The 12,015-nt window shown below is 44.8% G+C and carries 10 protein-coding genes; 7 read left to right on the forward strand and 3 right to left on the reverse strand.

Annotated elements, in window-relative coordinates:
• Nucleotide 1: 1 nt before the first annotated feature.
• A complete protein-coding gene (locus ACWYU8_RS16440) occupies nucleotides 2–1,159 on the reverse strand; it encodes a flavohemoglobin expression-modulating QEGLA motif protein (RefSeq protein WP_457520819.1) in 1,158 nt (385 codons plus the stop codon).
• A 197-nt stretch (nucleotides 1,160–1,356) separates the two neighbouring features.
• The gene (locus ACWYU8_RS16445) at nucleotides 1,357–2,505 is read right to left on the reverse strand and encodes a Na/Pi symporter (RefSeq protein WP_457520820.1); all 1,149 of its coding nucleotides are present in this window, start codon (nucleotides 2,503–2,505) and stop codon (nucleotides 1,357–1,359) included.
• Between the two features lie 381 nt (nucleotides 2,506–2,886).
• Here ACWYU8_RS16445 and nhaR point away from each other — a divergent pair, with 381 nt between their 5' ends.
• Together nhaR and ACWYU8_RS16455 are read left to right on the forward strand one after the other, a co-directional pair.
• On the forward strand, nucleotides 2,887–3,777 hold the full coding sequence (gene nhaR / locus ACWYU8_RS16450; protein WP_457520821.1) for a transcriptional activator NhaR: 891 nt from the start codon (nucleotides 2,887–2,889) through the stop codon (nucleotides 3,775–3,777).
• 281 nt (nucleotides 3,778–4,058) lie between these two features.
• Entirely contained in the window at nucleotides 4,059–4,358 is a 300-nt protein-coding gene (locus tag ACWYU8_RS16455) for an ArsR/SmtB family transcription factor (protein ID WP_457520822.1), read from the forward strand.
• A 164-nt stretch (nucleotides 4,359–4,522) separates the two neighbouring features.
• On the opposite strand, the gene rpsT is transcribed toward ACWYU8_RS16455, so the two are convergent.
• On the reverse strand, nucleotides 4,523–4,783 hold the full coding sequence (gene rpsT, locus ACWYU8_RS16460; RefSeq protein ID WP_444494563.1) for a 30S ribosomal protein S20: 261 nt from the start codon (nucleotides 4,781–4,783) through the stop codon (nucleotides 4,523–4,525).
• Between the two features lie 294 nt (nucleotides 4,784–5,077).
• Here rpsT and murJ point away from each other — a divergent pair, with 294 nt between their 5' ends.
• The 5 genes from murJ to fkpB all read left to right on the forward strand — a co-directional run bounded on the left by murJ (nucleotide 5,078) and on the right by fkpB (nucleotide 11,987).
• The gene (gene murJ, locus ACWYU8_RS16465) at nucleotides 5,078–6,640 is read left to right on the forward strand and encodes a murein biosynthesis integral membrane protein MurJ (protein ID WP_457520823.1); all 1,563 of its coding nucleotides are present in this window, start codon (nucleotides 5,078–5,080) and stop codon (nucleotides 6,638–6,640) included.
• A 70-nt stretch (nucleotides 6,641–6,710) separates the two neighbouring features.
• Nucleotides 6,711–7,646, forward strand: a complete 936-nt coding sequence (ribF, locus tag ACWYU8_RS16470) for a bifunctional riboflavin kinase/FAD synthetase (RefSeq protein ID WP_457520824.1) — start codon at nucleotides 6,711–6,713, stop codon at nucleotides 7,644–7,646.
• A 64-nt stretch (nucleotides 7,647–7,710) separates the two neighbouring features.
• On the forward strand, nucleotides 7,711–10,539 hold the full coding sequence (gene ileS, locus ACWYU8_RS16475) for an isoleucine--tRNA ligase (RefSeq protein ID WP_457520825.1): 2,829 nt from the start codon (nucleotides 7,711–7,713) through the stop codon (nucleotides 10,537–10,539).
• Nucleotides 10,540–10,912: 373 nt separating this feature from the next.
• Nucleotides 10,913–11,413 (forward strand): signal peptidase II, encoded by a 501-nt coding sequence (lspA, locus tag ACWYU8_RS16480; protein WP_457520826.1) that lies wholly within the window; start codon nucleotides 10,913–10,915, stop codon nucleotides 11,411–11,413.
• Between the two features lie 142 nt (nucleotides 11,414–11,555).
• Nucleotides 11,556–11,987: an FKBP-type peptidyl-prolyl cis-trans isomerase gene (gene fkpB / locus ACWYU8_RS16485; protein ID WP_457520827.1), complete on the forward strand. Its 432-nt coding sequence runs from the start codon at nucleotides 11,556–11,558 to the stop codon at nucleotides 11,985–11,987.
• Nucleotides 11,988–12,015: the final 28 nt, after the last annotated feature.

Consider the following 12,015-nt stretch of genomic DNA (forward strand, 5'->3'; position numbering starts at 1 on the left):
CTTACTTTAAGGCACTGACGATATAACGGTGGATCGGATTGGTTTGTTGTGGCTTAGACAGGGCTGGGCTGATGTAATCGGGTCTTGAAAAAATCCCTTTATTAACCAGTGAACGAATCAAATCAAAGTATTTCAGTTCGGTTTTTCCGCACAACAACAGATAGAAATCGTCACCCAGTTGATCATAAGCGTTAAGCACTTCCCGGAATCCGCGTAGATACAAGTAATCTTTTGTCAGGCCACCACCGCGGTACACGCGTGCGGTAATCGTAAAAGCGAGCGTATCAGAGGCATGGTATTGTTCCTTCAATAGTCTGAAAGTCTGGCGAAAATCCCGATCTTTAATCATCGATTCAACAGCCAGTACCCGCAGCGCCAACGTGCGTAATCGTTTGATACTGAAGTGCCCGGAAAGGTATTCACACAGAATCGCAAGTCCTTCCTGAGTATTGGTACTGGCAGGACAACCTAAGCTCAGTACGCTGAGAGGCTGGCGACGGCCATTTAGGGTGGTGAGTAGGTGAACGCCCATTTCATGATGAGCGAGCGCTTCCAATTCATCCGTTGCGATGCGTGCTGCGCTATTGATCTTCACTCGTATACCAGATACCAGCGCGTTAGCCAGCATCCCATCCAGCACCTGTATGTCGCATTCGTAGCCATTTTTCTGGGCAAAATGATTCATGAAACGAGCAATGGACTGGCTGTCATGCTCTGGTTTGCTTTCTTCTTCTGTCGGTAAATGCAAAATAAAATGTGCATTGGAAATATCTTTCGTACTTGGTTCTCCGTAATAGCGCAGAGAATTGTACAGGAAATCCTGTGTGCCAATGGTATCGACTTGATCGAGTTTATCCGCATAAGACTGAATCACATCTGCATACAGCTTTTGTAGCTGCGTATCGTGGATCTCTTCTAAAGGCAGTTCATACAAGCGACGCTTAGACTGGTGGGTATCGAGAGGTGATTTCTGGTATTCAAATTTAGGCTCTAAAGAGTATTTATTGCTAATGAATCGTTCTCTTTCTTGTGCGTAGTTGATCGGGTTGACGCTACTAAGAATATCAATATCACTAACTAATTGGGTTAGGTTTTCATCTATCGCTAATAGTTGACTGGGAATCGATTCGTAAGCTTGAGCCATGCTTTTAAACTCCATGTTAAAATACGACTAACCAAAAGCGTGGTTTACTCGGTGGGCTATGGCTCAAATTATCATCGTGAATGGGGTTTGAACAACAAATATTTGTACATCTGTCACAATTAGCGTTGAGTTTCTTTTTGTATATAGGGTACACATACAAAAAAGGCCCCACGATGTGGAGCCTGAAAGTAAGCGATGGTACTTCGTTATTATTATGCAGTCAGGGCCAGAATTGCACCTGGTAAAAGAATGAATACTGACATTAGGTAACCACCTACAACAGCTTTGTTCTTAATTGCCATCTCTGAAAGCTTTTCTGCGCCTTTTAGTGGCAGTTCACGTAAGAACGGAATACCAAAGATTAATAGTGTCGCTGCAACGTTAAATGTCAGGTGAACCAGTGCAATCTGTAGTGCAAACACCGCGAACTCACCGGAGACAGCCGTTGCTGCCAGAAGCGCTGTAATACATGTACCAATGTTAGCACCCAGAGTGAATGGGTAGATGTCACGTACTTTCAGTACGCCAGTGCCCACTAGCGGAACCATTAAGCTTGTTGTTGTTGAAGATGATTGCACAAGTACAGTCACGATCGAACCAGAAAGGATACCGTGGATAGGGCCACGACCAATAGCATTCTTAAGGATGTCACGTGCACGACCCACCATCAGGCTCTTCATCAGTTTACCCATCACAGTGATAGCAACGAAGATAGTTGCAATACCAAGCAGGATAAGAATCGCACCACCAAATGCGTCGCCGAATGTGGATAATGGCTCTTTGATTGCTGAAACGACAGGTTTTGTGATCGGCTTGATAAAATCGAAGCCTTTCATGCTCATATCGCCAGTATTCAGAAGTGGTGAAACCAGCCAATGAGAAACCTTTTCTAATAAGCCGAACATCATTTCTAAAGGTAAGAAGATAGCGACAGCAAGCAGGTTGAAGAAGTCATGGATCGTCGCACTGGCAAAAGCGCGCTTGAACTCTTCTTTACAACGCATGTGACCTAGAGAAACGAGCGTATTAGTAACCGTTGTACCAATGTTGGCACCCATAATCATTGGAATGGCGGTTTCTACAGGCAGACCACCTGCAACTAAGCCCACAATAATAGAAGTTACTGTACTAGAGGATTGGATTAGGGCCGTTGCCACCAGACCGATCATAAGACCAGCGATAGGGTGGGATGCAAATTCAAACAGTACTTTCGCCTGGTCGCCAGTCGCCCATTTGAAGCCACTACCAACCATAGATACTGCTAAAAGAAGCAGATACAGCATGAATGCCAAGTTAGCCCAGCGTAACCAATGAGTTGATCTCGAGATTGGCGCCGCTGCCGAAGTAGCTTGGTTCATCATAATTTTCTCCGTTGACCTTGCTTTATGTTTTGAGGTCTTTAGTTGAAACTGCGAGCGATGTTAGAGATAAAATATTTCATTAATATGACAGATCCGTGTCTTTAAAAGCTTTTTACTGTCATTTTTGACAGTTACTTTTTTATTTTTCTTTAGTTAGGTTTAACTTGTTGAAATTAAATGGCTTTAAAGTTGGTCTTTTTGCGCGGAGTTTGAGGGGGGAATGATAAAAACTGCATGTTGGGTTGTTGTTTATGACAATGTGAATTTTATTTGTTCGGTAAAATCTGTTTTTTTGTGTGTTTATTGTGGTTTTTTCGAATTAATTGTTTATCGTTGTCACATTTGATATAAAAGCAATCACCTTCTTTCCGGGGACTGGGTATGTCACATCTAAATTATAACCACCTGTATTACTTCTGGATGGTCTGCAAGCAAGGCTCTGTTACTAAAGCCGCCGAAGCTCTTTTCCTTACTCCTCAAACTGTGACTGGGCAAATCAAAGCATTTGAAGAGCGAATGAAAGGAAAATTAACAAAGCGAAATGGTCGTACTGTAGAACCAACAGAATTGGGTCAGTTAGTGTTTAAATACGCTGACCGCATGTTTGGCTTGAGTTATGAGATGTTGGATATTGTGAATTATAGCCAGCACTCCAATATCTTGTTTGAAGTCGGAGTCGCGGATGCGCTGTCAAAGCGTCTGGTCAGCAAAGTGCTCATGACCACGGTTCCTGAAGATGACAGTATCCATCTGCGTTGTTACGAATCGACTCACGAACTGTTGCTCGAGCGATTATCACAACACAAACTCGATATGATTTTATCCGATTGCCCTGTTGATTCGACTCAAAGCCCTGGCCTCTATAGTAAGAAGCTCGGTGAGAGCAGTATGAGTTTTTTTGCTTCGTTTGAAATAGACGAAGTGAAATTTCCAGAAATTCTGGAACAGAAAAAGCTCTTGATTCCAGCCAGCCGAACAGCAATGGGGCGTAAAGTGATTCAATGGTTTGATCGCCAAGGTTTACAGCCAGATGTGTTGGGAGAGTTTGATGATGTGGCGTTGATGAAAGCATTCGCACGATATCATGATGATGTTATCTTCCTGGCACCTACGGTCTACATGTCCGAAATTGAAGACGACCGCAAGTTACAATTAATTGGTCATGTCGGTGATTTAAAGGAAGAATATTATGTTATTTTTGCTGAGCGTATGATTCAGCATCCAGCAGTTAAGAACGTTTGTGATGCTGATTTTAGCCAAATGTTTGAATAAACACGTATCGTTGCGCAAATAAATAGATTACTATCGTCCAAAATATAAATCTAAATGAGACTTAAGTAACTTTGTAGCTTGTTAGTACCATTGGTATCTCGTGATGAGAGAGTTTGTACTTCTGAGAGCGATGCAAACTCTATGGCGTCAATCAAAAGACTATTTCAAAGTTATCAATATTGCGACATCTTTTATTTATTTGGGTGTCACAGGAAAAATTTTTGCAACACAACTAGCTAGCCAGAGTTGGAATAGGTAAGTTGTAGCTAGAGGTCCAACACATGAATCTACAAGACATGGAGAAAAACTCCGCTAAAGCCGTCGTGTTGCTCAAAGCGATGGCAAACGAAAGACGTTTACAAATTCTTTGCATGCTGCATAACCAAGAGCTGTCTGTTGGCGAGTTGTGTGCAAAACTAGAGTTAAGCCAGTCGGCATTGTCTCAACATTTGGCGTGGTTACGTCGTGATGAATTGGTCGCGACAAGGAAAGAAGCGCAAACGGTGTTCTACACCTTAAAAAGTGATGAGGTGAAAACGTTGATTAAAACCCTTCACGGACTGTATTGCGAAAGCGAGTAACCTGATCTGGTCAGCGCATTTACGTACGGTAGTACTGGAGATGCGTTTGGTCTGGCAAATAGAGAAAAGAAAAGCTGGCAGTGCCAGCTTTTTTATTGCGAAATTTAGATATAAAAAAACCGACACAAAGTCGGTTTTTTCTTCACTGTAAAATCAGGACTCTATTAAAGAGCTTTGATTTGTGCAGCGAAACGAGACTTATGGCGTGCTGCTTTATTCTTATGAATAAGGCCTTTAGTTGCCATGCGGTCTAGGATAGGTGTAACTACAGCAAATGCAGCAGTTGCAGCTTCTTTGTCGCCTGCTACGATAGCAGCAACAGTTTTCTTCATGTAAGTACGCATCATTGAGCGACGGCTAGCATTGTGCTGACGACGTTTCTCAGCTTGGATAGCGCGCTTCTTAGCAGATTTACTATTTGCCAAGGGTCTAACTCCCAAAAACTTAGTTCTGTGACAATTTAAGGGCGAGGAATATCCCTCATTTGCGCTTAAATGTCAAATGATTTGTGCAAAAACCGTTCTAAACCAAAACAAGTTTTGGTAAGAGAGGTCATCGCGGTTAAGATGGCGGGGATTCTAACAGCATTTTTATACCAATGCTAATAATTATCCGCATAGAACTAACAATAAGCGGATAAATTTTTGACGCCTATTTAGAGCCACCGCGAACCCAAAGGTATAGGGTTGGCTTTATTATAGTTATATTCCGAGGTTACAGTGAGTAAACGACTGCTCAAGTCAGGCATGATCGTAAGTGCCATGACGCTTATTTCCCGCGTTCTAGGTTTAGTACGTGATGTAGTAGTGGCAAACCTAATGGGGGCAGGGGCGAGTGCAGACGTCTTTTTCTTTGCCAATAAAATTCCCAACTTTTTACGACGTTTATTTGCTGAAGGTGCATTTTCCCAAGCATTTGTTCCCGTTCTAACTGAAAGTCATGCCCAGGGTGACATGGATAAAACCCGAGATCTCATTGCGCGAGCTGCCGGAACACTGGGTGTGATTGTCTCTGTGGTGACTTTGTTTGGTGTACTCGGCTCTGGCGTAGTCACTGCACTGTTTGGCTTTGGCTGGTTTTTGGACTGGATGAATGGTGGACCGTCGGCAGAAAAATTTGAGCTCGCTAGTATGATGCTCAAAATTACGTTCCCCTATTTATGGTTCATTACTTTCGTCGCACTGTCTGGTGCAATTCTCAATACTCTCGGCAAGTTTGCCGTTTCGTCATTTACCCCCGTATTTTTGAACGTCATGATCATACTGTCGGCTTGGTTTATTTCGCCGCAGATGTCACAGCCTGAGATTGGCCTTGCGATTGGTGTTTTCTTGGGTGGCTTAGTTCAGTTCCTGTTTCAAATTCCTTTCCTTATTAAAGCAGGCGTGATGGTCAAACCTAAATGGGGTTGGCGCGATCCGGGGGTAGTAAAGATACGTACCTTGATGATCCCGGCTTTATTTGGTGTATCAGTTAGTCAGATTAACCTGCTGTTTGATACCTTTATTGCCAGTTTTCTTCAAACAGGGTCGATAAGCTGGCTGTATTATTCGGACCGCTTATTGGAATTCCCGCTCGGGTTGTTTGGTATTGCCATTGCGACCGTGATTCTGCCGGCACTTTCTCGTAAGCACGTTGATGCCCACAGCGAAGGGTTTGCTCATACCATGGACTGGGGGGTACGCATGGTCACGCTACTCGGTATTCCAGCCATGTTGGGTTTGATGGTGTTGGCTAAACCAATGCTGATGGTGCTATTTATGCGTGGTGAGTTCTCTCCACAAGATGTACACCAAGCCTCACTTTCACTGCTCGCTTACGCATCTGGCTTATTAAACTTTATGTTGATCAAGGTACTTGCTCCGGGTTACTACTCTCGTCAGGACACCAAAACACCAGTGAAATACGGCATCATAGCGATGGTGACCAACATGGTGTTTAACGCCATTTTTGCCTACTTCTATGGTTATGTTGGTTTGGCTGTTGCGACGGCTCTATCTGCCCTTGTGAACATGGTACTGCTATACCGAGGCTTACATTTAGCGGGGGTTTACCAAATGACCAGACGTACTGTCTTCTTTATTATGCGTTTATTTCTTGCTGGCGCAGCGATGGTCGCAGCCATCATGTGGCAAATGGAAGAGATGCCTGTCTGGCTAGACTGGAGCTTTGCACACCGTAGTGCTGTGTTGGGAATGTTGATCGCCTTAGGTGCTGCAGTCTACCTTGTGGTTCTATTTTTAACAGGTGTACGCTTAAAAGACCTAAAAGCTGGGACAGAGTAAGGGGGATTAGTATATAATCCGTCAGTTTCACACAGTGCAAAGTAAAAACAGGGGCATAAAGCAGTATCCAATGGAACTGATCAGAGGCATTCACAATATCACATCGCATCACTACGGGTGTGTTCTGACTATTGGCAATTTCGATGGCGTACACAGAGGCCATCAACAAGTATTGCAGCAAGTATCTGAACAGGCGAGGAAACTTTCGTTACCTTCGGTTGTGATGACCTTTGAACCTCAGCCGATGGAGCTGTTTGCTAAAGACAAAGCACCAGCAAGGTTGACACGATTGCGCGATAAGTTCGTCCAGCTAAGCAAGCTCGACATCGATCGTTTGCTATGTGTCAATTTTAATCGACATTTTGCCAGCTTGACGGCGGAAGAGTTTATCCGTGACTTGTTGGTCGAGCGTTTGGGTGTTAAGTTTCTTGTCATTGGTGATGATTTCTGTTTTGGCCAGGGCCGCACAGGAAACTTTGCTATGTTGCAAGAAGCCGGGGAAAAATACGGCTTTGAAGTCGTCAGTACCCGAAGCTTTTGTTTACAACAGTTACGAGTCAGCAGTACCGCGATTCGCGAAGCCTTGGCTGGTGATGACTTGCATTCCGCACATGACATGCTGGGAAGAAATTACAGCATCAGCGGGCGTGTTTCCCATGGAAGAAAGCTGGGCAGAACGATTGGTTTCCCTACTGCGAATATTCCTCTGAAACGCTGTGTCTCTCCGGTTTCCGGAGTCTATGTTGTTCAAGTGCTTGGCTTAGGCGATAAACCAATGGGTGGTGTGGCTAACATTGGCCAAAGACCAACGGTAAATGGCGTTCGCCAGCAGTTAGAAGTACACTTATTTGACTTTCATGCCAATTTATATGGCAAGCAACTAGAAGTGGAACTTTTGCACAAACTTCGAAATGAGCAAAAGTTTGAGTCGTTTGAAGCACTTAAACAACAAATTGAATTGGATGCTGAAGCAGCAAGGGTGTGGCTGCGTCAGCTTAAGGGTTGAGCGGTTTATTCCACCGTTCAACATAATGTCTAATTTTCGCCCAATATAACGGAATTAAGAATCGATGAGTGAGTATAAAGATACCCTGAACTTACCTGAAACAGGGTTTCCAATGCGCGGCAATCTGGCTAATCGTGAGCCAGAAATGCTTGAGCGTTGGTACAAAGAAGATCTTTACGGTGAAATCCGTAAAGCTAAGAAAGGCAAAAAGTCATTCGTATTGCACGATGGCCCTCCTTACGCAAATGGTGACATTCACATTGGTCACGCACTAAACAAGATTCTTAAAGACATTATTATTAAATCCAAAACACTTTCAGGTTTTGACGCACCTTACATCCCTGGCTGGGACTGCCACGGTCTGCCTATCGAATTGATGGTAGAGAAGAAAGTAGGCAAACCAGGCCAAAAAGTAACTGCAGCAGAATTTCGCGAAAAATGTCGTGAATACGCATCAGGCCAGGTAGAAGGTCAGAAAGAGAGTTTCAAGCGTCTTGGTATCTTGGGTGAGTGGGATAAACCATACCGCACTATGGATTTCGATACTGAAGCGAACATTATCCGTGCGCTTGGTAAAATCGCGAGCAAAGGTCACCTGCTAAAAGGCTTCAAACCTGTTCACTGGTGTACAGATTGTGGTAGCGCATTGGCTGAAGCAGAAGTGGAATACAAAGATAAAGTATCTCCATCTATCGACGTACGTTTTAAAACTGCGGACGAATCGGCACTTCTGTCTAAGTTCGAATTGACTCAAGGTCATGAAGGTAAGGGTGACGTTTCTATCGTTATCTGGACAACAACGCCTTGGACATTACCAGCGAACCGCGCTGTGTGTCTGCGTGACGATCTTGAGTATGTACTTATCCAGGTTGAAGGTGACAACCCAGAGCGTATTATCGTTGCTGCTGAGCTAGCAAAAGAGGTAATGGATCGCGCGGGCATTGAGCACTTCCACAACCTTGGTTTTGCCAAAGGTGCGGACCTAGAGCTTTCTCAGTTCCAACACCCATTCTACGATTTCACTGTACCGGCGATCTTAGGTGATCACGTTACTACTGACTCAGGTACTGGTGTTGTACACACTGCACCTGGTCACGGTCAGGAAGACTTCGCGGTTGGCCAAAAGTACAATTTGGAAGTAGCAAACCCAGTTGGCTCAAATGGCGTTTACCTGCCAGATACTGAGCTATTCGCTGGTCAGCACGTATTTAAAGCAAACGATGCCGTTGTTGAAACGCTAAAAGAAAAAGGCGCGCTACTGCATCATCACGCTTACGAGCACAGCTACCCACACTGTTGGCGTCATAAGACTCCAATCATTTTCCGTGCAACACCTCAGTGGTTCGTATCAATGGACCAGGCTGGCCTGCGTGCAAAAGCACTAGAAGCAATCAAGGGTGTTCAGTGGATGCCTGAGTGGGGTCAAAGCCGCATTGAAGGTATGATTGAAGGTCGTCCTGAGTGGTGTATCTCTCGTCAACGTACCTGGGGTGTGCCAATCGCTCTGTTTGTACATAAAGAGACTTCTGAACTTCATCCAAATACGCTTGAACTGATCGAAACCGTGGCAAAACTGGTTGAAGAGAAAGGCATTCAAGCATGGTGGGATGTGGATGCAGCTGAGATTCTGGGTGAAGAAGCAAGCCAGTACGAAAAAGTGTTAGACACGCTAGACGTATGGTTTGACTCAGGTGTTACTCACTTCTCTGTTGTTGATGCTCGTGAAGAATACAACGGTAACAGCGCAGATTTATACTTGGAAGGTTCTGACCAACACCGTGGTTGGTTCCAGTCGTCTCTGATTTCATCTATCGCGATGAAAGACGTAGCGCCTTACAGGCAAGTACTGACTCATGGTTTCGTTGTTGATGGTCATGGCCGCAAGATGTCGAAATCTATCGGTAACGTTGTTGCACCAAAAGATGTAACCAACAAGCTAGGTGCAGATATCCTGCGTCTATGGGTTGCTTCGACAGACTACACTGGTGAAGTTGCGGTTTCTGATGAAATCTTAAAACGCAGTGCAGACGCGTACCGTCGTATCCGTAACACTGCGCGTTTCTTCCTTGCGAACCTGAATGGTTTCAACCCAGAAACAGACATCGTTCCTGCTGAAGAAATGGTTGCTCTGGATCGCTGGGCGGTAGGCCGTGCACTGGCTGCGCAAGAAGAGATCGTGAAAGCGTACGACGAGTACAATACGCACGCCGTAATGCAGCGCCTAATGCACTTCTGTTCTATCGAAATGGGTTCATTCTACCTAGACGTGATTAAAGACCGTCAGTACACAGCAAAACGTGGCGGTCACGCTCAACGTAGCTGTCAGACTGCACTTTACTACATCGTAGAAGCACTGGTTCGTTGGATGGCTCCTATCATGTCTTTCACTGCAGATGAAATCTGGAGCGAAATGCCAGGTGAGCGTGACAAGTTCGTGTTTACTGGTGAGTGGTTCGATGGTCTGTTTGGTCTTACTGAAGATGAAGCACTAAGCAACGAGTTCTGGACTGAAATCCAGAAAGTTCGTGGTGCGGTGAACAAACTACTCGAAGCGGCACGTGGTGAGAAAACCATCGGTGGTGCACTTCAAGCTGAACTAACGCTATTTGCTGATGACGCACTGGCTGCGAAAATCAACAAACTGGAAGATGAACTACGCTTCGTACTACTGACTTCTGCAGCAACAGTGAAGCCACTAAGCGAGAAGTCTGACGCAGCACAAGCGACAGATATCGAAGGTCTGTTCGTTGAAGTGAAAGCAACGGAATCTGAGAAGTGTGACCGTTGTTGGCACCACACTCCAGACGTAGGCACAATCGCGGGTCACGAGACAATCTGTGGACGTTGTGTGTCGAACGTTGAAGGTGAAGGCGAAGTACGTAAATTCGCATAAATACTCGTCATTTTTGGCGCAGTAGCTTTGTTGACTACATTTATTCCGGGATGCCGGACCAACTCCATCACATAGGCCACTATGTTCAGGAGCTTCATAAATGTGTCGCCTCGCTACAGCACCAATAATTTAGAGTATTAATGTCTTCGGAACTTTTTAGCAATTCTATAGCCCCAGTATCTACTGGGGTTATTTTTATTATCCAGTACAGTCTCTTACCTGTGAATTTCACTCACGTTATCCTTGCAAGGAGATAACCAGCGAGTGGGATATCTATGGTATTAATGACAGTTTAGGTCCCTTATTGTGTTCGTTCCTTACTATCGGGAATGATGAGTTTGTATTGGGTTAGTTGATTGAGATAGGGATAGAAATGAGTCATATTCCATTAAAGCAATCTGGTGTACGTTGGCTATGGCTGGCGATTGTGATTTTTCTGGCTGATATTGGCATTAAGTATGTTGTGATGAACAACATGGGGTTCGGCTGGGCAAACCGTATTGAAGTTTTGCCTTTCTTTAACCTTCTGTATGTTCATAACTATGGTGCCGCATTCAGCTTCTTGAGTGATCAGGCGGGCTGGCAACGTTGGTTCTTCACTGGGATTGCGTTCATTGTGTCAGGCCTTCTGACTTACTGGATGAGCAAGCTTTCAGCGAAAGAAAAGTGGAACAATATCGCGTACGCCATGATTATTGGTGGCGCTGTAGGCAACGTTTTCGACCGCGTGATTCATGGCTTTGTGGTCGATTACCTCGATTTCTACTGGGGGAATTATCATTGGCCGGCTTTCAACCTTGCAGATATGGCGATCTGTGTTGGTGCGGCAATGATTATCCTTGATGGATTTCGAAAAAAAGAGTCTGAGAAGTAAATCTGGCCAGCAATATTCCAATAACCTTAGGCGTCGTCCGTTGATTCGTGCGGCGCTTTTTATTATGTTGGAGCGAACATCAGCGCACCGTCATAAATACAGTCAAAAGCGCTGACTGACCTAAGAATAAGGAAGCCGTAACGTGACAACAATTACTAATGATTCGGTAGTGACTCTGCACTTCACCATTAAAATGAACGATGGCTCGGTGGCAGACAGTACTCATAACATGGGCAAGCCAGCTAAATTTGTGATGGGGGATGGTAGCCTGAGCGAAAACTTTGAGCAGTGTCTGGTTGGCCTGCAATCGGGTGAGCAAAAAGCCATTGAACTAAAAGCGCAAGACGCATTTGGTATGCCAAATCCAGATCATATCCATTATATGGATCGCGCCAAATTTGTTGGCGACGCAGAAGTCGAGGTTGGTACCATCATGGCATTCAGCGGTCCGGATGGTATGGAAATCCCGGGCATCATTACTGAAATTGCTGGTGATTCAGTAACGGTTGACTTCAACCACCCTCTGGCAGGACAAGACGTGACTTTCGAAGTCGAGATTTTGTCAGTAGAATAGCGCTCCATAGCGAACCTAAGTAAAGATA

The sequence above is a fragment of the Vibrio limimangrovi genome, from assembly GCF_054064025.1.